The organism is Enterococcus sp. DIV1420a, assembly GCF_051712165.1.
Classification (GTDB): Bacteria; Bacillota; Bacilli; order Lactobacillales; family Enterococcaceae; genus Enterococcus; species Enterococcus faecalis.
Genome location: NZ_JBIOOI010000002.1, coordinates 1,187,589 through 1,208,057, shown reverse-complemented (window position 1 = coordinate 1,208,057; position 20,469 = coordinate 1,187,589). Strand labels below are relative to the sequence as shown.

The 20,469-nt window shown below is 36.1% G+C and carries 17 protein-coding genes and 3 pseudogenes; 1 reads left to right on the top strand and 19 read right to left on the bottom strand.

Going from position 1 to position 20,469, the window contains the following annotated elements:
* The 16 genes and pseudogenes from hslV to IGI80_RS17065 all read right to left on the bottom strand — a co-directional run bounded on the left by hslV (position 1) and on the right by IGI80_RS17065 (position 16,896).
* Positions 1 to 549 carry an HslVU peptidase proteolytic subunit gene (hslV, locus tag IGI80_RS17140; protein WP_002357489.1) on the bottom strand — a complete coding sequence of 183 codons (549 nt, stop codon included), beginning with the start codon at positions 547 to 549 and terminating at the stop codon, positions 1 to 3.
* A 28-nt stretch (positions 550 to 577) separates the two neighbouring features.
* Positions 578 to 1,477 carry a tyrosine recombinase XerC gene (gene xerC / locus IGI80_RS17135; RefSeq protein WP_002377333.1) on the bottom strand — a complete coding sequence of 300 codons (900 nt, stop codon included), beginning with the start codon at positions 1,475 to 1,477 and terminating at the stop codon, positions 578 to 580.
* 211 nt (positions 1,478 to 1,688) lie between these two features.
* Positions 1,689 to 2,996, bottom strand: coding sequence for an FADH(2)-oxidizing methylenetetrahydrofolate--tRNA-(uracil(54)-C(5))-methyltransferase TrmFO (gene trmFO, locus IGI80_RS17130; RefSeq protein ID WP_002357486.1), 1,308 nt, complete (start codon positions 2,994 to 2,996; stop codon positions 1,689 to 1,691).
* Positions 2,997 to 3,103: 107 nt separating this feature from the next.
* On the bottom strand, positions 3,104 to 5,182 hold the full coding sequence (gene topA / locus IGI80_RS17125) for a type I DNA topoisomerase (RefSeq protein WP_002357484.1): 2,079 nt from the start codon (positions 5,180 to 5,182) through the stop codon (positions 3,104 to 3,106).
* A gap of 184 nt (positions 5,183 to 5,366) precedes the next feature.
* A pseudogene (locus IGI80_RS17120) lies at positions 5,367 to 6,020 on the bottom strand (CPBP family intramembrane glutamic endopeptidase).
* Between the two features lie 90 nt (positions 6,021 to 6,110).
* Positions 6,111 to 6,974 carry a DNA-processing protein DprA gene (dprA, locus tag IGI80_RS17115; protein ID WP_002382350.1) on the bottom strand — a complete coding sequence of 288 codons (864 nt, stop codon included), beginning with the start codon at positions 6,972 to 6,974 and terminating at the stop codon, positions 6,111 to 6,113.
* Between the two features lie 60 nt (positions 6,975 to 7,034).
* The gene (locus IGI80_RS17110) at positions 7,035 to 7,802 is read right to left on the bottom strand and encodes a ribonuclease HII (RefSeq protein ID WP_002357481.1); all 768 of its coding nucleotides are present in this window, start codon (positions 7,800 to 7,802) and stop codon (positions 7,035 to 7,037) included.
* Position 7,803: 1 nt separating this feature from the next.
* Positions 7,804 to 8,658, bottom strand: a complete 855-nt coding sequence (gene ylqF, locus IGI80_RS17105) for a ribosome biogenesis GTPase YlqF (protein ID WP_438724208.1) — start codon at positions 8,656 to 8,658, stop codon at positions 7,804 to 7,806.
* Positions 8,659 to 8,752: 94 nt separating this feature from the next.
* Complete coding sequence (locus tag IGI80_RS17100) at positions 8,753 to 10,003, bottom strand: tyrosine-type recombinase/integrase (protein WP_438724207.1); 1,251 nt, start codon at positions 10,001 to 10,003, stop codon at positions 8,753 to 8,755.
* 88 nt (positions 10,004 to 10,091) lie between these two features.
* Positions 10,092 to 10,331 carry a DNA-binding protein gene (locus IGI80_RS17095; RefSeq protein ID WP_438724206.1) on the bottom strand — a complete coding sequence of 80 codons (240 nt, stop codon included), beginning with the start codon at positions 10,329 to 10,331 and terminating at the stop codon, positions 10,092 to 10,094.
* 47 nt (positions 10,332 to 10,378) lie between these two features.
* Positions 10,379 to 11,218, bottom strand: a complete 840-nt coding sequence (locus IGI80_RS17090; RefSeq protein WP_438724268.1) for a rolling circle replication-associated protein — start codon at positions 11,216 to 11,218, stop codon at positions 10,379 to 10,381.
* 80 nt (positions 11,219 to 11,298) lie between these two features.
* A complete protein-coding gene (locus IGI80_RS17085; protein ID WP_438724205.1) occupies positions 11,299 to 12,696 on the bottom strand; it encodes an FtsK/SpoIIIE domain-containing protein in 1,398 nt (465 codons plus the stop codon).
* A gap of 208 nt (positions 12,697 to 12,904) precedes the next feature.
* Positions 12,905 to 13,324 (bottom strand): hypothetical protein, encoded by a 420-nt coding sequence (locus IGI80_RS17080; protein WP_438724204.1) that lies wholly within the window; start codon positions 13,322 to 13,324, stop codon positions 12,905 to 12,907.
* A 229-nt stretch (positions 13,325 to 13,553) separates the two neighbouring features.
* Complete coding sequence (locus IGI80_RS17075; RefSeq protein WP_438724203.1) at positions 13,554 to 14,471, bottom strand: hypothetical protein; 918 nt, start codon at positions 14,469 to 14,471, stop codon at positions 13,554 to 13,556.
* 14 nt (positions 14,472 to 14,485) lie between these two features.
* Positions 14,486 to 15,238 carry a hypothetical protein gene (locus IGI80_RS17070; RefSeq protein WP_438724202.1) on the bottom strand — a complete coding sequence of 251 codons (753 nt, stop codon included), beginning with the start codon at positions 15,236 to 15,238 and terminating at the stop codon, positions 14,486 to 14,488.
* Positions 15,239 to 15,954: 716 nt separating this feature from the next.
* Positions 15,955 to 16,896 (bottom strand): 2-dehydropantoate 2-reductase, encoded by a 942-nt coding sequence (locus tag IGI80_RS17065; protein WP_002361867.1) that lies wholly within the window; start codon positions 16,894 to 16,896, stop codon positions 15,955 to 15,957.
* A gap of 176 nt (positions 16,897 to 17,072) precedes the next feature.
* On the opposite strand from IGI80_RS17065, the gene IGI80_RS17060 reads away from it, so the two are divergent.
* Positions 17,073 to 17,963, top strand: a complete 891-nt coding sequence (locus tag IGI80_RS17060; protein ID WP_002357478.1) for a LysR family transcriptional regulator — start codon at positions 17,073 to 17,075, stop codon at positions 17,961 to 17,963.
* A gap of 8 nt (positions 17,964 to 17,971) precedes the next feature.
* Here the strand turns inward: IGI80_RS17060 and IGI80_RS17055 are convergent, their stop codons facing one another.
* From IGI80_RS17055 to IGI80_RS17045, 3 genes and pseudogenes are all read right to left on the bottom strand, one after another.
* On the bottom strand, positions 17,972 to 19,024 hold the full coding sequence (locus IGI80_RS17055) for a PTS sugar transporter subunit IIC (RefSeq protein WP_002384478.1): 1,053 nt from the start codon (positions 19,022 to 19,024) through the stop codon (positions 17,972 to 17,974).
* A gap of 143 nt (positions 19,025 to 19,167) precedes the next feature.
* Positions 19,168 to 20,103, bottom strand: a pseudogene (locus IGI80_RS17050) (dihydrolipoamide acetyltransferase family protein); the annotation flags it as partial.
* Between the two features lie 192 nt (positions 20,104 to 20,295).
* Positions 20,296 to 20,445, bottom strand: a pseudogene (locus tag IGI80_RS17045) (biotin/lipoyl-containing protein); the annotation flags it as partial.
* Between the last annotated feature and the right edge of the window lie 24 nt (positions 20,446 to 20,469).

Sequence of the window (20,469 nt, the reverse complement as noted above, 5' to 3'; positions counted from 1 at the left end):
TTATAATTCTTCTACAATGATATTATGATTCGTAAATACACAGATATCTGCAGCAATATTTAAGGCATTTTTAGCAATCTCTTTCGCTGGCATTTCTTTATCGCCAAAGTTTTTCATGGCTCTTGCAGCGGACAAAGCAAAATTACCGCCTGAACCAATTGCTAAAATACCATCGTCTGGTGTGATGACTTCCCCAGTTCCTGAAACTAAGAGCATTTCTTCCTTATTCATCACAATCAGCATAGCTTCTAATTTTTGCATAGACTGTTGTGTACGCCACTCTTGGGCTAACTCAACCGCAGCTCTCGTTAAGTTTCCGTTGTATTCATTTAATTTTCCTTCAAACTTTTCTTCTAATGTAAAGGCATCTGCCACACTTCCTGCAAAACCGACAACGACTTCATCATTGTAAATACGGCGCACTTTTTTGGCCGTACCTTTCATAACGACAGATTCGCCCATTGTTACTTGGCCGTCACCAGCCATTGCAAATTTTCCATCTTTTTCGACTGCACAAATTGTTGTAGAGTGAAATTGTGATTCAACCATTATTGTTCCTCCTAGACGTTTACCTCCATTATGCACGAGGATGAAACGTTCGATAATTTTTTTGTAAACTTTCTTTTGTCACATGCGCATATATCTGAGTTGTTGATAAATTAGCATGTCCTAATAATTCTTGAACTGTCCGCATATCGGCGCCATTATTTAATAAATGTGTCGCAAATGTATGGCGTAACATGTGGGGATGAATTTCCGCATTTAATGAACTTTTTTTAATTAGTTGGTTTAAGACATATTCAATCCCTGTTGGCGTGATTTGTTCACCATGATGATTAACAAAGATATACGGATGTTTTTTTTGATATTTTGTCATTAATAGCGCGCGGCCATTCTCTAAGTAATCCTTTAAGGCGTCTTGTGCAAATGAACCAAAAGGCACATATCGATCTTTATTTCCTTTTCCGTGAACCAATAAAACAGAAGCTTGAAAGTCAACTGCGTCCACCGTTAAGTTCGCACATTCACTGACCCGAATACCAGTCCCATACAGAACTTCTAGCAACGCTTGATTTCTCAAATCAAGCGGTTGCTCCCCTTGTGCGCTCTCAAATAATGCATCCATTTCTTTTTCATAAAAAAAACGGGGCAACCGTAACTGTTTCTTTTTCATATGAACATAGGAAAAAGGATTCTCTTGGATTGCTTCATTTTTTAATAAGAATTGATAAAAAGAACGCAAACTGGCAATTTTTCGACTAATCGAATTGCGGCTATATTCCTGATCGTATAATTCGCTCAAATAAGCCCGAACATCCAAATGTTCCACAGTCAAATAATTGTCATTACCTGAAGTCTTTAAAAACGAAAAAAAATGTTGTATATCTTCTTGATATGCTTTTTTTGTTTTTTCTGAATAGCCTCTTTCGACAATAAGATAACGAGCAAATAACTCAGGCCAATTCTTTTCTTCCATGTGATAGCCCTCCTCATTCGATTACAAAGTAACTTTAGCATAACCTTTTTCAAAAGACAATTAAGTTGTCAGAATTTAATCAATATTTCTAAATATGTTCACAATTTTAACTATTCTTTAGCTTTTGTTATTTTTTTCTAAAAATTAAAAGACTGAGTATCATCGCATTTCTTAGCAATGATGCTCAGTCTTTTCTCATATTTTTTCTAATTTAGTCTAAAGATTGGATAACTTGAGCTTGAACATCTAAGGCCCGATTAGCAATCGCTTCATAGCGTTCTTTTTTGTCACGAATTCGTTCAGGTAACTCTGGGAAAAGCCCAAAGTTTGCATTCATTGGTTGGAAATGTTTGCCTTCTGCATGTGTAATATAATAAGCCATACTTCCTAAAGTCGTTTCGCGAGGGAATTCAATCGGCTCTTCCCCTTTGGCAAGACGAGCTGCGTTAATACCTGCGAGTAAACCACTTGCCGCGCTTTCAACATATCCTTCAACACCAGTCATTTGTCCAGCAAAAAACAGATCGTCACGTTTTTTTGATTGGTAGGTTGGTTTTAGCAACTCTGGAGAATTCATAAAACTATTACGGTGCATGACGCCATAGCGAACAAATTCAGCATTTTCTAATCCCGGAATCATACGGAATACTCGTTTTTGTTCACCCCATTTTAAATGCGTTTGGAAACCAACAATATTGTATAAAGAAGCTGCAGCATTGTCTTGACGTAATTGAATTACAGCATAAGGGCGTTTACCTGTTTTAGGGTCTTCTAGTCCGACAGGTTTCATTGGGCCAAACAACATGGTTTTAATGCCACGTTGCGCCATTACTTCGATGGGCATACAGCCTTCGAAAAACTTCTCTTTTTCAAACGTGCGTAAAGGAACCACTTCTGCATTGACTAGCGCTTCATGAAAAGCATTGAACTCTTCTTCAGTCATCGGACAATTTAAGTAAGCCGCTTCCCCCTTGTTATAACGAGATTTTAAATAAACTTTATCCATGTCAATTGTTGATTTATCAATAATTGGTGCTGCTGCATCGTAAAAATAAAAGCCTTCAGAACCATTAAATTCTTGAATTTTTTGAGATAAGCTTTCAGAGGTTAAGGGACCCGTTGCAATAATTACAATCCCTTCCGGAATATCAGTGATTTCTTCATTTTTGATTGTAATTAATGGATGACTTTTAATTTTTTCAGTGATTGTTTCAGAAAAAGAATCACGGTCAACTGCTAAGGCGCCGCCAGCTGGTACAGCGGTTTGATCTGCACTACCAATAATGATTGAATTTAAACGGCGCATTTCTTCTTTCAAAACACCTACCGCATTGGTTAAACTATTTCCACGTAATGAATTAGAACAAACTAACTCTGCAAAATTTTCTGTTTGATGCGCTGGTGTCTTTTTGACAGGGCGCATTTCATATAAATCAACTGGTACGCCAGCATTGGCCACTTGCCATGCCGCTTCACTTCCGGCTAAACCGGCACCAATAATTGTGACTTTTTTTGTCATGTATAAAAATTCCTTTCTATGTCAAGAAGTTAAGAGCTGTCTCTTACAAACTCAATTCATTTTACTAAAAGAGAAGACCGAAGTAAATTCTTCGGTCTCAATTTTTCTTATTTTTGGACGTTTTCTTCATAATCGCCATTGATACAAACGACTTGTTTGCCGCCTTTAACTTTTTTCTCTACTAAATATTGCCCACATTTTGGACATGGTCGGCCTACTGGTTTGTCCCAAGAAGTGAAGTCACACTCTGGGTACCGACTACAGCCATAGAAAATCCGATTTTTCTTTGATTTGCGTTCGATAACTTGTCCTTCGTGACACACAGGACACGTCACGCCAATTTCTTTAACGATCGCTTTTGTATTCCGACAATCTGGGAAATTACTACATGCATAAAATTTTCCGTAGCGACCCAGTTTAATCACCATTGGATGTCCACATAGTTCGCAGTCAAAGCCTGCTGGTTCATCTTTAATTTGGATTTTTTCAATCTTTTCTTCGGCATTTGTTAATTCTTTTTCAAAGGGCTTGTAGAAACGATCGACAACTTCAACCCATTTTTCTTGGCCTTCACCGACTTTATCTAAGTCCGTTTCCATTGTCGCTGTAAAATGTGTATCGACAATTTGTGGGAAAAACTCTGAAACTAGGGAATTCACAATTTCACCTAATTCCGTTGGTTCAAACCGCTTATTGGTTAGCTTCACGTAATAACGCCGTTGAATGGTTTCTAATGTTGGCGCATACGTTGATGGTCGGCCCACACCATTTTCTTCTAAAGTCCGGATTAACGTGGCTTCACTAAAACGAGCCGGTGGTTGAGTAAAGTGTTGTTTCGGTTCGATATCGACCGATTTAACAACGTCACCTTCCACTAATTCAGGTAAAATATTTTCCTTGTCTTCTTTACCATCATCGCGTCCTTCAACATATACTTGCATAAACCCTTTAAATTTCACTTTGGAGCCATTGGCAATAAACGTTACGCCGTTTTGTTGAAGCGTGACCTTCATGGTATCTAAAATCGCTGGTGTCATTTGACTAGCAACAAAGCGCGACCAAATAAGAGTATATAATTTTAATTGATCTTTATCTAAATACTTCTTCATTTCATCAGGTGTTCTTAAAACGCTTGACGGACGAACCGCTTCATGGGCATCTTGTGCACCTTGCGTATTTTTTGCTTTGCGGCCGCCATGTGCTGAGAACTCATCTCCGTAGGTCTTTTCAATGAATTCAGCAGCTTCTGCTTTGGCGGAATCGGCAATTCTGGTTGAGTCTGTACGCATGTAGGTAATCAGCCCCACAGTGCCTTGTTTCCCTAAAGCAATTCCCTCATACAATTGTTGCGCAACCATCATGGTTTTACGGGTACGGAAATTTAATTTACGTGCCGCTTCTTGTTGTAAACTACTGGTTGTAAAAGGTAATGCAGGATTACGTTTCCGTTCTTTTTTCTCAACTTTTGTAACATCGTAATCTTTACCGTCAATCCGAGAAGTGATTTCTTTCACCGCTTCTGCATTTGGTAATTTTTTCTTTTTACCATCTACGCCCCAGAAATTTGCTTTGAATTTCTTGCGACCTTTTTGGAAATTCCCATCAATACTCCAATATTCTTCAGGTTTAAATTCTCGAATTTCATTTTCTCGATCAATAATCATTTTTAAAGCAACAGATTGCACACGACCAGCACTCAAACCTTTTTTGACTTTACGCCATAAAATAGGACTAATCGAGTATCCGACTAAACGGTCTAAAATGCGCCGTGCTTGTTGTGCATCAACTAAATCAACGTTGATGGTTCTAGGTTCTTTAAATGCCGCTTTTACCGCTTCTTTAGTGATCTCATTGAATACCACACGGTTTTTATCTTTTAAATCAAGGCCAAGAAGATAAGCTAAATGCCAAGCAATTGCTTCACCTTCTCGGTCCGGATCGGCTGCGAGATAGACTTTTTCAGCTTTTTTTGCAGCCGCTTTTAAACTTTTGATGACATCGCCTTTTCCGCGAATCGAAATATAATGAGGTTCATAATTATTTTCAATATCAATCCCCATTTTACTTTTTGGTAAATCGCGAATGTGACCAACACTGGCAACCACCTTGTAGTTTCTTCCTAGATATTTTTCAATTGTTTTGGCTTTGGCAGGTGATTCTACAATCACGAGATACTTATAGGCCATTCAATTAGCTCCTTTCGCGTTCGCTTTCCTACTATATAATATATGTAAAAAACGCACAAATCGTAATACATCATATGCTATATAGAATAGGTTTGTCAAGACTAGGCTTTCTAACATTTCTGTCATTTCTGTTTGACTGTCCGAATTTATAAATAAAAAATGCCTATGATTTATAGATTTTATCCTAAAGCATTAAAATACCCAAAACATTCCAAATAAAATGAGTCAAGACAGCAGCTTCAAAGCGATCCGTGCGTAGATAGACCCAACTTAAAGCTAAACCCATGCCCCAATAAATAACAAAACTACCTATATCTGTCGGCGTGTGCACAAGTGCAAATAAAATAGAAGAAACGAGTATGCCTATTTTTGAAGCTGGCTTGAAAAACGCTTGAATCCCGAAACGAAAAATTCCCTCTTCGAAAATTGGCCCAATCACACCTGCAAAAATAAGTATAAGCCCTTTAGGAATTGATTAGACAATTTCTTCAACACTTTGTTGGTTAGAGGTCGTCTCTAATCCTTCCAGACGTAATAAGAAATCACCAAATATTCCCACACAAAAGATTATCACCAAACCTAACAAGACCACTGGCAAGGTTTCTTTGATTCCTAAAAAAGTCCAAGTTATGAGCTTTTTCTTTTTCAAAAAAGCAACAAATAGATAGACGAAATAGGCACCAAGTCCAACAGCCACTAATCCACTAACAAAGCGAAACAAAAAATTTTCTGTAGAAAATTGAACAACTGAGACCATCATCAAAGGAATTTGATCCAAAATCAAAAAGCCCAGTAGCTGCATACCAAACAACCATCTTTTTCTAACAACCGTTTCCATTTAGACACTCCTAACTACCAACCAAAAGATTAAAATCTGATTAAATAGTACCGAAGTGAACGTAGGTTGTCAATTCACAATTAGTAAAAGTCACAATTCTTCACAAATATCATCAATTGTCTGAACACATTTAGCGCCGTCCTGAATTAATTCATGGCAGCCTGTTGAAAAAGACTGGAAAATACTTCCCGGTACGGCAAATACCTCGCGCCCGTAATCCATCGCTGCTTGTGCAGTAATTAAAGAGCCACTATTCTTACGAGCTTCCATCACGCAGACCCCTAAAGATAATCCAGCAATAATGCGATTACGTGCAGGAAAATGATATTTTTTCGGCCCACTCCCATTCACATATTCTGTTAAAACAAGCTGATTCTGCTTCATAGTTTGCTGTAATTCTTTCTTTTCATACGGATAATATACATCTAATCCAGTGCCTAAAATTCCAATTGTCTGACCCCCGTTCTGGATGGCCATCTCATGGCTACGACTATCAATGCCTTTGGCAAGACCACTGACGATTGTGAATCCTTCTTTGACTATTTTAGGAACCAGAGCTTCAGTCACTCTTAACCCATACGAAGTGGCATAGCGAGCGCCGACGATGCCAATTTTCCTTCTACTTAACAATTGTAAATTTCCTCTATAAAAAAGAATTGCTGGTGGATTATAAATTTCTCGTAATAATTTAGGATAGACGGCATCTAAAATTGTCATAAATTGGTGTTGGCATTGTCGTATATATAACGCTTCACTATGAATCGTATGGTGTAACCAAGATTGTTCAAATAATTCACGATATTTCTTGATTTCAGCAATTCTAATAATTTCTGTACTGGAAAAATCAACACGCTTTTGTGCGATAGCTTCTTGTAACACTTTTAAGATACCTAAATTGCCAATTCCTTGGCATACCGCTAATTTAAATAATAATTGTCGTTGTAAAATTTCCAACAAAAAACACCTCTTTCACATCTTCTTAAAATAAGAATACGTAAAAAAAGTGTTTTATTTTTAAATCATATCTTTTATTGGCGCAAACGTACGTCGATGAATGGGTGTTACACCGTATTTTTCTAACCCGAGAAGATGTTCTTTTGTTCCATAGCCTGCATTGTTTTTAAATCCATATCCAGGATATAATTCATCATATTCTTCCATTAATCGATCTCTTGTTACTTTTGCAATAATACTGGCTGCTGCAATCGAAATGGAGCGTGCATCCCCTTTAATCAAACTTTCTTGTGGTTGGGGAACGTCTAACTGCATTGCATCAATTAATAAATAATCTGGTGCAAAAGCTAAATCGTCAATTGCCATTTTCATCGCTTGTTTAGTTGCTTGATAAATATTAATTTGATCAATGACTCCTTGATCAGCGATACCTAACCCGATAGCGACAGCCTGTTCTTGAATCTGGTTATATAACGTTTCCCGTTTTTTAGCAGATAGTTTTTTTGAATCATTTAAGCCTAATAATTGACAATCTTTCGGCAAAATAACTGCAGCTGTCACAACAGGACCAGCTAATGGTCCGCGGCCTACTTCATCAATTCCCGCAATTAAACGATGGCCTTTTTTATAGGCCGCTTCCTCAAATTGACTCATTTCTTTAAAAAGTTGCCACTCTTTTTCTTTGGCTAACTGGCGACGTTCCCACTGTTTGATAGCTTGTTGCACTCCTGAACGTTCATCTTCTCGCCAGCTTGCTAATCGTTCATCGGTTGCATCAGTGACAGTTAACAACGCTTCTTTGATTGCTTGAATCGACTCTTTTGCCATGTTATTCGTCTCCTAGTTCTTCCCAGCGGTCCAAAGTATACGTACCTAATTTTCCACTGCGAATTTCTAAAATAATCATTTCGCTGGCTCGATTATAATCATCTCTAAAACCACGTTTTTGGCTAATTAACATCAACTGTTCTGGAGCAGGTAAAAATAGCTCTTCTTCTGTTAAGCCATATCGTTCTGTCAAACGTTGCGGATAAAAACGTGCAAAAAATTCTAATCCATAAATCGCCAAATCATCTAAATGCAATAATTGATCTTTTATAGCGCCAGTTAAAGCTAATTTTTTCCCAATTTCTTCATCTTCAAATTTTGGCCAGAGAATCCCTGGTGTATCCAGTAATTCCAATTGGGAACCAGAGCGTAACCATTGTTGTCCTTTTGTCACGCCTGGCTTGTTCCCAGTTTGCGCAATTTTTTTTCCGACTAAACGATTCATTAAGGTTGACTTACCAACATTGGGGATCCCAATACACATGGCGCGAATCGCACGCGGTTTCAAGCCTTTCGCCTGTTCACGAGCCAATTTTTCTTTTAACGCTTCCTTGGCTGCTGGCACAATTTTATTGATTCCTTTATTTTGTTGGGCATTGATGACTAGGGTTTGGTATCCTTTCTTTTGAAAGTAATGTTGCCATTTTTTATTTTGGTCGTTATCTGCTAAGTCCCCTTTATTTAAAAGGACTAATCGTGGTTTTTGTTGGACAATTTGGTCCATCATTGGGTTACGGGAAGAAAGCGGTAACCGCGCATCAACTAGTTCAAATACAATATCGACATATTTGATTTTTTCAGAAACTTCTCTTCTTGCTTTGGCCATATGGCCGGGAAACCATTGGATTACTACCATGTGTTACAACTCCTTATATAGCAAGGCTTGACAGCCTTGGCGACTTCTTTTTTCTATTTTTGGGCAATTTTTGGGCAAAAATAGGCATTTTCTGCTATATTTCACTCACACCCATTTTTTCGATGAAACGGCTAATTGCTTTAACTGATTTTTCTTGCGAGGTATTCAATAAGTGCGTATAGCCGTTTGTTGTTTCTTCTTGAACATGTCCTACTCTTGCTTGAACTTCTTTAAGTGGAATGGTTGGGTCGTTTCGTAAGACAGAGATGTGTATATGTCGAAAACTATGTGGAATAGCGTTTTTCGTCCATTCAAAGCCATATTTTTCTTGACATTTTAATTCCAAGACTTTATTTACTCGTCCTAAAATTTCTCTAAAACTATGCGAGGTAATAGGAGCACCATACTCAGTTTTGAAAATAAAATCAACCTTTCTAAAAACACTTGATGGTAGCTTCTCCATGTGATTATCAAATACATTGTTACGCTCAATTACTCGTTTAAGTGCTTGAATGACGAACTCAGGAAGTTGCTCTATTCTTTCTCCTGCTTCCGTTTTTGTAGTATCAAGATAAAATTCATCAACTTTCAAATCATGAGCTTGCAAAGATTTATCAATCGTTACTAAATGATTTTCAAAGTCAATATCATTCACTGTCAAAGCCGAGGCTTCTCCTATTCTACAACCTGTTCCGATAAGAAACAAGGCTAAATCATAGTAGTTTAGATTTCTTCTCCCTCTAAGCTCAGATAATAAGGCATTCACTTCTTGCTCATCAAGAAACTTTGCTTCTTTCCGTTTTTTCTTTGCTCGTTTTTCTTGAACGGTTGCATTAAGTTTTATTACTCTTGATGGAGAAAAAGGAATGGCATTATGGAGCACACCATAATCAAAAATTTTGTTCAGGGTACATTTGATATGTTGCATTGTCGAGTGAGTAGAATGATATTTTTCTTTATACTCTTTTAGACAATTTTGAACCAAAAGAGGTGTTATACTTTCAAGCAAGATATCATCTGCAATAAGTTCAGATAAACGATTAATTACAAGAATTTCACGTTTGATAGTTTGGGGCTTTACGGTTGTTCTCCATGTTTCAAACCAATTCTTTTTAAGGTCATTAAATGTTATCATTGTTGAACCTTTGAAAGTCCCTTGTTTTTCGGAAATTATCGTATCAATCTTATCAATTAGTTCTCGTTCCGCCTGCCGTCTTGCCCTTGATGTATTACTATGGTAAACCACAGAAGCACGTTTCTTCTTACCTGTAAGAGGGTCAACATAACGTTCATTAGCTACATAAAATAATTTTCCTGCCTTATTTTTTCTTTCTTCAAAATACATATTTATCCTTTCCAGTTACAATATCAAAAAAGATAAAATAGAACCTTAATTAGCATGTTCTATTTTACCATTTTTACCCTTATTTTGCCTACTTTTTTGAATAGCCATGCTGTTTCCAATAAAGAAATGCTTCAAAAATTTCAAAATTGATAAAAACTAGCTTATGAGTAGGGTTAATTACTCCAGAACGAAACTGTTTATTAGCACGCATTTCGGAAAGCCAACGATTGAGGGTATAAATATTTAAGCCCTCATAGCGTTTCATGATTGCTTTTTTATCTCCCCACTCTGAAAGGCAATTCTTGATAGGTGTATATTTAATTTTCATATCGTATACCTCGATGTTCATTATAGTCAGAAAGTGATATAATGAATTTACAAACTTAATTTGGAGTCCTGATTGCAGTCAGGACTTTTTCTTTGTTTCAATTTCCAAAATGTTTCAGGTGGAGAATTTTGAAGTAACTCACCATTTTCTGAAATATCAATTCTGTAAATAGATACATCAGCTTTGAATTGATTATTTTCAGGGTTCAAACCTCCAACTACAAAACTAGGGATAAAATCTTCAAAGTAATCATTTGTGAGTTCAGCATAACTAATTTCAGGCTTTTTAAGTCCTCTGCTCACAAAATATCTTGGTTGATGATAAGCATTTGGTGTATTTATCAGTTCTTTTGTAATGTACTTCGTGATGTAGTTGGCTGATTTTTCCTTACTTTCAATTTTTGAAACCGTACTGAAGCCATTTTTCCATGCTTCAGCATTATAAATCTGAATCCCATTTTTCTTAATTAGTCGTTTATTTTTGGGATAGCGAGCTTCAACCAACGGAGGGGCAAAATTTTCAGTCATACCATGAAAATGTATTCGTCCTGATTTATGGAGTTCTGGGATAAACAAATAGCCAAATTTACCATATTTTTCTCGCTGATACTTGAGCCATGCTTGAAGTTTTTGCCTTGAATATCGATAATTTTTAGCATTAACTTTTGAATCATCAAATGTCAACGTCCAAAACAAATCAAAATCGTTAGCTAGACAATAATATTTGATTTTGCGCTTAATTCTATAAGCTTGTTCTAATGCCAGCTGTTCCTTAGATTCTTCACTGTCTTTAATCTTGAAAGTTGTATTTCCTGATTTTTCAGTTGGTGCACGTAAACGATTGGTACCATATCGTGTGATTTCGATATGGTCATCAAATCGTATTATTTTAGCATTATATTCCCTTGTCCGTTTCTAATTTCAGCTTAACTTGCCTGTATGTCAAGTACAGGCAAGTTTTCTCCGAGTCACTCGGCTTGTGGCAAACCACCGCCGTGCGACTCGGAGAGTTTTGAAAGTGTTATTTTAAAAGGAAGCTTATTATCATCGTAGTAGGGGCTTAAAAACGGTTTGGGTAGTTCCCAACCAAAGCCATCTAACCAAATCAACCCTCCATAATTTGATGTATCTACTCGGGGTAAATCTTTTAAACCCAATCCAAATATCTCTTGTGCTTGTTGCTGAGAAAGTCGCCCAAGTGCTATTCTTAGTCCAAGAGAATCACGGCTTTCTGTGGGTAATATTGAAGCGGGCATCATCTGACCGCTGACAATTACGGAGATAGAACTTTGACGTCCTTTGACAATAAGGTTCATTAAATTAGCATAGAATTGAGGATAAAGACGTTCAGCAGGCTTTAATAACTTATCAGACGCTTGCATTTCTCCTACCAGAGCTAACAACTCATCTGCTACCAATAAAATAGTGCCTTGTTCAAATAGTTCAGCATGTGTACAATCTTTTTCTGAATCAACATCTGCATTCATTTGAGAATAGCGTTTCTCCATAATATGACAAAGTTCTTTCGTCAATTCCAGAGCAGACTGCCCATCTGTTGCAACTTTTCCGACACGTTTCATGGCAACACTTAAAAAACTTGCTTTTCCATCAATCGTGAATACTTTATTTTTAGAATTATTAGCTAGAAAACTAATAATCAATGCTTTTAAAAAACTTGTTTTCCCTGAACCAGTTGGACCAACTACCAACCCCATAGGCTGGCGAGATGTCCAAGTCAATTTCCTAGTTAGCGGAATTTCTATTTCATTTGTTTGCTTCAAATCTGATAAATTATCAATAATAATACGTTCATCATGCTCATGGGAAAATATTGTAGTAATTTTTCCACTACTGATATACCTATCCTCAATTATCCAATCACTTTTTGTTTCTTTAATGAGATAGCCTTGTAAACGTCGAGAAATATCATTTTCCATACTAGAAGCAAGGTGTCCACCTGCTTTTAGTGTGATTTTTATTTGTCCATTCGCCATAGAATATAGCCATTTAACTGATTTTGTTTGATGAAATGAGCTATCATGCTGACGAAGCAAATCACTTTCTTCCGTGAACCCTCGTAGTAATTTTTCCAGTTTCCATTTTTCAATCGGAGAATAATGAGAGTGGAAAAATTCCCATAAAACAGTAAGCAAGAAATGCAGAAATAATACAAGCAACATCATTTTTAAAATTTGACTATCCCATATTATTTGTCTCTGAGATATACTCGACAAAATATTTTTATAGTTTGAAATAATCATCAAACTGATAATCAAAATTATCCAAGTTTTTATCAGTAAAAAATATCTGTGTCTTTTTTTATAAACTAATTGTGTTTGATTTTCTTCAACAATTAATTGACTCACAGATCCTCCAAATGGAGGAAGTCGTGAGACAAAAGTAGCCAATCGGTCAATTATTCGCACTCTTCAAAATCTCCTTTGATTTTTCCTGTTTGAATATCACGAGCAATATTGATAAGTTCTAAAGCTCGCTTCCTATCTAAGGTATCATTTTGTAAACAATATTCTATCTCGTTTAAATAAGCCCAAATCGTTAATTCTTTTTTCGTTATTATTTTTTCTCGCTTTCTCTTGTTTCATTTAGAGAATCAGAAATATTTAAAACAACTTTTATTCCTCTCCAAGCACCACCGTTACGCCCTTGTTCCCATTTAAGCATGACTTTAGCACCATCTAATTTAACATCAGAACCAATTAAGTCACTGACCGCAATTTCCGATAAATCTTGTTCTGTTCCAACCAGCTCAAGAAGATAGGTTTTAAGTTCTGCAGGGTCTGCACCTGATTTTTGAATCAATTTTGCTAAATCAGAATCAATAAATTGACATGAAATTTTGGCGATAGAGCCTTGAACAGGTTCGCCATTTTCTGCATAGCGTGGGGATTTGCTTACCGCTTGAACAGTAGCTGTTTTGGGAATGATGACATTTGAAAGTATCACTTCACCTAATTTTACTTTTCCTAATAACATAAGTTTTCCTCCAGTAGCAATTTGCGACTAGCTACATCAAAATTTTATAGTGGAGTTCGCAACCTCATAGAGATATTCAAAGCGCTTTGAATCTAAATTTATTTTATAAAAAATTCTTTTAAGAAAAAATCAGTGGTAAATTGAATCTTGTTTTCTCCACTTTCCACTGATTAAAATTTGAGCCAAAGAAAAACCGCCTGACTAAGACGGTTTTTTGCTCATTTTGAAATTATTTTGGCGGTTGAATAACAGCACCCGGTGGAACTTGACTTGGGTCTGATGCCCAGCCAACACCGTTATTAGTTCCAGGAATTACTCCTGAGGAACCTTCTGAAGGAGCTGATGTCGCTTGTTGTTGATTAGGAGCATATGCGTTATTTGCTTGATTTTGAGTTGAATAATTATTATTATCCGCTCCTTGAGATTGCTGATATGCCTGTTGTTGAACAGGTGCATATACGTTATTTGCCTGATTTTGAGTTGAATAATTATTATTATCCGCTCCTTGAGATTGCTGGTATGCCTGTTGTGCTTCATAATCGGCTTGCTCTTGTGCTTGTAATCTAGCATTTTCAGCTTCTTCCTGATTTTTTGCAGCAGTTTCTTTCTCAGCCTTTTCTTTTTCGACTATTTGGAGGTGGTTAATTTGGCTATTCTCAGTTTTAAGCATTGCATTTAGCTTATCCGTAAAACCTTTGATTTGTTGCTCTGTGAAAATAGAAACCATACCTTTTAGCTTATTTAATTCATTTTGGATAACTTTAATATTGGCTTGCAATATGGAAATTTCGCTAAATTTTTTATCTTTATCAGAAATTGCCAATCCTGCTATGATTTCATTTTCTAATACTACAAATTTTTGCTTATCAGCATTGACAAATTTTTCTTGAAGTTTTTTAGATTCATTGGTTGTTAATTTTAAATCTGATAAATTCTTCAAAACTTCTTGAGCATTATTCTTTTTTATATCAAAGGTCTTTTGTAACTCATTAACTTGTTTTTCTTCTTTTTTTACTTTTTTCTTATGCTGTTCAGCAAATTTCACTTCTTTTTGATGCTGAACATTGGTATAAATTCCATAACTTCCACCTCCAATAATCAGTAGGGCAATTACGCCAACAATAATGATTTTGTTTCTCTTTTTCAAATTTTTCTCTCCTCTCAATGATTGAATTGTTCAATTATGTTACCCATGAATAAAGGAATGAGCCTGTTCTCGACAAAGTTTTCCAAGGACTTATTTAATTTTTGATATCCCAAATATTCATTTATTTTTGTTCCGAGAATTTTCTTTGCCTTTATTTCATCAATAATAGGGGTGCTTCCTTTACTATCCACTATTTTATATTCCACACCTTGGGCATTTCTCAGTGGTTCTTTTGAAATTTTTGCTTTTGTAAAATCAAGAAACTCTTTTAAAAATGGTTCTTTTATTTCTTCATAAATTTGAGAAATTTTAGTTTCGGTATTTTTCTCAGAATGACTATTCATTAAATCAGAACAAATATTCTTGACCTGTGCATTGTTACATTCTAAACCATCTAGCATTATATTTTGAAAAACCTGTGGAAGATATGTTTTTATTTCAGAACTATTCCCCCAAAGTATTTCATGTATTGAAGCAAATTTGAGATTATTGATAAACGCTTGATAATACATTTCTGCATTTTTTGAGGGAATAAGATATTTGTTCTTTTTCTCAGTATCACGCTTATTATTAATTATCATTGATAAAATATTTTCATCAATTTTACTGTAATTCGGTGCTTCGTTATATTCTTTTTGGTTTTTGAAACCTGCGATTTGATAGTTAGACAAACCTAATTTCTCTTTTTTCAAATTTATCCTTTTTGAAGTCTGCTTATAAATAAACGCAACAGTATTTTCAAAATTTGTAGATGATTGCTCAGTCATGAAATCACCTCCAAATCACGCAAAAAAGCCCTGAAATTCAGAGCTTCTGGAATATACTGAAAAAAGGTATTATTTACCTGTGCTGTGCTGTGCCATTGTAACCTGCTCCCTTTTCCGTGTCAAATTTTATCTTTACTTATTATAACAAATTTTTGGTCATCCCACCATTCAAGAAATATTTAGTTGGGCGGTACTATTCAAAAATATTTTTGGGTAGATTTTTGGGCAAAATATGATATTTATTGATTATTATTGCGCAACAGCTGTTTTTATACTATTTTTTCATAGAAATAAATTCATCTATATGTAGAGAGTTCAAAAAAGAAAAAGTCCTTACAATTCAAGGACTTTCGGCTAATCAAAATTCAAATTTCATCTCTATTGAGTTTCTATTTTATCAAAGAAGTTGAGTTTCAGAGCAATCAACCATTGAATGGTCATAATCTGTTCAAATCCCTTCTTTAACACATTGTTTCTTTGATTCAATTCTTCAACGAGTCCTGTGTTCCGCGTAGATTCTTGCGAAAAAACACCTTCTCTAGTTTAACATATTTTTCACGGATTTGATTTATTTTCTGTAGTGTTCTTTAAAAAACAAAAAAGCTGAGCCAAACTCACTTTGGATTTTGTCTCAGCCTTGTACACTGGCAAAGTATAGAAAGAAGTAGGTCAAGCTCTTCTCTAGACCGACTCAAGAGTATTTCTATTTTTACTTGTTATTTAGCATGAAGTAAATTTTCTTTACAATGAATTAACTCTGTTAAAAACTGACAGTACGGTGTAGCAATCCCATAGACTTTCCCTTTGCGAACAATTGCTCCATTGATATAATCAATTTCGGTTAAACGATGATTGGTTATTAAGTCCTGATACATCGATGGATGGTGCAAACCAATTGTTTCTCGATTATAACACGAGCGGATTTGTTGAAGAACTGCTTGTTTATCTAACGTAACTTGTTCCACTTCAGCGACTGCTAAAAATTCATTAACTATTTGTTGAACAATTTGATCTGCTTGCTCTGTTTCGCCAAAGTCTGCCATATTACAATCCAACAAAGTACATAAACCATTCATTGTTCCATTTACGCAAGCCTTCTTATAAATGGATGATAAAATATTCTCAGAATAACGTGCATTTAAGCCAGCGTTATTTAATACCTTAATGACTGCTTCTGCCGCTTGTTCACTTTGCGCTCCTAAATTTTGTAAATCAATCGAACCATTGCCAAATAATTTTACTTTGCCCGGTCCTTCTAACCCAGCGGTCCACATTGTGTTTCCTAATAAAATATTTTCGTATGGCACGTATTTTTTGATAATATCTTCGTGCCCAATTCCATTTAACAAGCATAAAACTTTCGTATTTTTATTAAGGAAATGTTCTAATGCTTCAAGCATTCCTTCCAGTTGCATTGCTTTTGTAAATAGGATAACTAAGTCTGCTGTAAAATCGATGCTTGCTACTTCTGTCTGAGGATAAATAGGAATTTTAGCGGTCACCACTTCGCCATTAAAATCAGCAACTAACCCGTTTTTTCTTATTGCTTCAATATGTTCTGGCCAACCATCAACAAAAATAACGTCATTTCCTGCTTGATGTAACATTAGTCCAAAGCGACTGCCCATAGCGCCAGCACCTGCGATAATAATCTTCATTTCTTTTCCTCCGTTCAATTTTTTATTTTTAGGTAAAAATCTGCTAAGAAAATCTCTATCTCTTACTTTTATAACCATAAAAAGGCAATACATATGTTATATTATAAGTGATCTATTTGTTATTTTTTATCCAAGCGCATTTATGTAAGCGCTTTTAAAAAGAAAGGGAGTTTCTGATGAATATTCAGCTTTTAAAGTACTTCATTGAAATTGTTAATACCCGCAGTTTATCGGCGGCCGCTCGAAATTTATTTGTCACCCAACCAACACTTTCTTTAGCATTGAAAAAAATGGAATCTGAGTTAGGCACAGCGTTGTTTGATCATTCTGATCAACCGTTTCAATTAACCGATACAGGTGTTTATTTATATGAACATGGCCAAGAAGTTGTTTTTCAATTCGATCAATTGGTAACAGATATTCGTGAAATGAACCAGAAACCAGTTAAAAAGCAATTGCGTTTAGGCTTAACTACTTTATTTGCTGTACAATTTATGAAAGAAATTTCACGATTTTTAACAACCCATCCACATGTGAATTTAATATTACAGCAAGATGGCTCGCCAAAATTACAAACGATGTTAGCAAATAAAGAAATTGATATGGGACTAATTTCTTTCCCAAATACCTTACCTGAAATTATTCATATTGAACCTTTAGAAACGACTACCAAAGGCTACCATGTTTATGTCGTGGTACCAGAATCAAATCCTCTCTCCCAATATGAAAAATTAACTTTTAAAGATTTGAAAGATCAACGATTTTCATCGTTAAGTGATAATTTTATGATTGGTCGCCTACTACTAGATCGGACTCGGAGCTTCGGTTATGAGCCGAATATCATTTTGCATAACGATGATTTACAAGTACTTCTTTATAGTTTACAAAAAAATAATTCGATTTGTTTGCTGCCGATTGAATATTATGAAGTGGGAAAAAGTCAGGGACTGAAATGGATTCCTTTAAAAGATAAGTTTGACTATTTCCCCATCGGCATTGCTTTGCGCCGCGATTTTAGTATGACAGAAGATGTTAGAGATTTTATCCAAATCATTAAAGAAAATTAATGGATAATCTAGCCTTGATAAGCAAAGACGACTTTACTATCATAAAGTTTCAACACTTTTTCAAATAAGAATTTTGAGAATAAACCCGCGACAATTGGAACAACAAACCAAGAAAAGAGTAAGGGTAAGATCCCTAAGCCCGCATCCAATGAAGCAAGTGGTCCCACGAGTCCAACCAAGCCAAATCCAGCCGATTGTGGGGTTCCTGAAATGTTGAATAGAACCACAGGAATTGCTGAAATAGTCGCTGTAAATAAACAAGGAATTAAAATAATTGGGTATTTAAATAAGTTAGGCATCATCATTTTCATGCCGCCCAAAGAGACAGCCAGTGTCACTCCTGATTGGTTGACATTCCAAGAATTAATCACAAGAACAACAGTTGTGGCTGCAATTCCCATTGCAGCAGCACCTGCAGACAAGCCATTCAACTGAATCGCCAAACCGATTGCCACAGTAGTGATTGGCGAAATAATCAGTGCAGCAAATGAACAAGCAATTAAAATACTCATGATAATTGGCTGGAAATCAGTAAAATTGTTAATCACTTTCCCAATGGCGACCGTAATTTGTGTCACATATGGATAAATCAACATGCCAAACAAGCCTGCACCTACTCCAACAACGATCGGTAAAGCAATGATTTCCACTGAACCGAATTTTTTATCAATGACTAATAAAAGTAAGACTGCAACAGAAGCGGTAATCATAATATTAATGATGTCACCAGTACCTGCACCAATAAAGCCTTTCACTTCTGAATTAAATTTAATCACGCCAGAGCCAGCAAATGCTGCACCGCCAGCAATCATCATTTTCTGTGGCGTTAAGCCAAATTGAAAAGCAATCAGTCCACCAATAATTAAAGGGGTGGCTAGTTGGAAAATTTGCGCCGCATGAATAATCATTTCGATAATCTTGTATTCTGCAAAATATTTTAAAATGGCTCCTAATACAGCATTGGGAATTAAGGCGATAATGGTGCCGGAAGCTGTTCCAGCTAACACTTTGTTAAAAAATATTCTTGGGGTTAATTGAGCATCCAGTTTATCAGTGGGCATTTTCAACACTCCTATTGATTATTTTTGTTTTTTTAAAACAAGTTTGAGAATGATTGAACTTTCTGTTAGATAAAGAGCGGCCTCAAAGAAGAGCGCTTATTTCTTTGAGGCGCTTTTTATTTAACTAAAGCAAGGAACGATTTTTAATATACATCCGTATCCGCATTATATTTCGCTAAATTATCTTTAACATCTCGCAAGAACTTACCTGCTTGTTGTCCATCTAAAATTCGATGATCAATAGAAAGACATAAATTAACCATATCTGCCACTTTAAAGCCTCCATCTGCGGTTGGCACAAGGCGTTTATTAATTGACTCTACTTGTAATATCGCAGCTTGTGGATGGTTAATAATTCCCATCGATTGGACGGAACCTAGTGTTCCAGTATTATTAAGAGTAAAGGTCCCTCCTTGCATTTCTTTGCTTGCTAGCGTTCCTTGTCGGACTTCTTGTGCCAAGCGATTGATTTCTTTAGCTAGCCCTGCAATCGAATAGTTATCCGCTTGTTGAATCACTGGCACGTAAAGATGCTCGTCTGTCGTTACAGCTATGGATAAATTAACATCTTTATGATAAATAATTGAGCCATCATCCCAAGATGTATTGATTTTTGGATTTTTCTTTAACGCTTGAATGACTGCTTTGGCAAAAAATGGGAAGAAGCTTAGAGACAGGCCTTCTTGTTGTTTAAATTCATCTTTTAATGAATTTCTAAGTTGGACTAAGTTGGTCACATCCGCTTCCACCATTAACCAAGCGTGAGGGATTTCGTTGACACTTTGGACCATTTTTTTAGCAATTGCTTTACGTACAGGATCTGCAGAGACAATTTTATCTGTGGTTGTTTCAGTTGGACTAGCTGTTGCGGCGCTTTCATTTTGCGAAGCAACTGGCTCCTCTGAAATTGAAGGGCTAGTTCCTGGACTCACTGTTTTCTCAGGCGTTCTTGCCTGTGTTGGTGTAAAGTTTGTAACATCTTTTCTAGTAATTCGACCATCACGACCTGTCCCTGTAACTTGTGTTAAATCAATCTTTTTTTCTTGGGCAATTTTAAGGACTGCTGGGGAATAACGACCATTATTTTTTTGATGGGACGTCGCAGTGCTTGTTGTTTCAACCGTTTCATGTTCTTGTGCTTGTTCCGCACTTGCTTCTTTCACTGGTGCTAAAGTAGCTTCTTCTGTTTTTTCGGTTGTTTCTTCTGTCTCTAACGTCATCACCGCTGTTCCGATGGGCACATCTGTATCTAGAGAAATCAGAAATTCTTTTACTACACCATCAAAATCTGATGGGACTTCCGTGGTGACTTTATCAGAAACGACTTCCATTAAGGGATCATAACGTTTCACTGAATCTCCTGGTTTAACTAACCATTGGACAATGGCTGCCTCTGTGACACTTTCGCCTAGATGAGGCATTTTGATTTCTTTTGTGGCCATTTA

Coding starts and splice junctions, on each gene's coding strand:
- hslV (WP_002357489.1), bottom strand. CDS start 549: ATGGTTGAATCACAATTTCACTCTACAACAATTTGTGCAGTCGAAAAA.
- xerC (WP_002377333.1), bottom strand. CDS start 1,477: ATGGAAGAAAAGAATTGGCCTGAGTTATTTGCTCGTTATCTTATTGTC.
- trmFO (WP_002357486.1), bottom strand. CDS start 2,996: ATGACAAAAAAAGTCACAATTATTGGTGCCGGTTTAGCCGGAAGTGAA.
- topA (WP_002357484.1), bottom strand. CDS start 5,182: ATGGCCTATAAGTATCTCGTGATTGTAGAATCACCTGCCAAAGCCAAA.
- IGI80_RS17110 (WP_002357481.1), bottom strand. CDS start 7,802: ATGGCAAAAGAGTCGATTCAAGCAATCAAAGAAGCGTTGTTAACTGTC.
- ylqF (WP_438724208.1), bottom strand. CDS start 8,658: ATGGTAGTAATCCAATGGTTTCCCGGCCATATGGCCAAAGCAAGAAGA.
- IGI80_RS17100 (WP_438724207.1), bottom strand. CDS start 10,003: ATGTATTTTGAAGAAAGAAAAAATAAGGCAGGAAAATTATTTTATGTA.
- IGI80_RS17095 (WP_438724206.1), bottom strand. CDS start 10,331: ATGAAAATTAAATATACACCTATCAAGAATTGCCTTTCAGAGTGGGGA.
- IGI80_RS17080 (WP_438724204.1), bottom strand. CDS start 13,324: ATGTTATTAGGAAAAGTAAAATTAGGTGAAGTGATACTTTCAAATGTC.
- IGI80_RS17070 (WP_438724202.1), bottom strand. CDS start 15,238: ATGACTGAGCAATCATCTACAAATTTTGAAAATACTGTTGCGTTTATT.
- IGI80_RS17065 (WP_002361867.1), bottom strand. CDS start 16,896: ATGAAGATTATTATCGCAGGTGCTGGCGCTATGGGCAGTCGCTTTGGA.
- IGI80_RS17060 (WP_002357478.1), top strand. CDS start 17,073: ATGAATATTCAGCTTTTAAAGTACTTCATTGAAATTGTTAATACCCGC.
- IGI80_RS17055 (WP_002384478.1), bottom strand. CDS start 19,024: ATGCCCACTGATAAACTGGATGCTCAATTAACCCCAAGAATATTTTTT.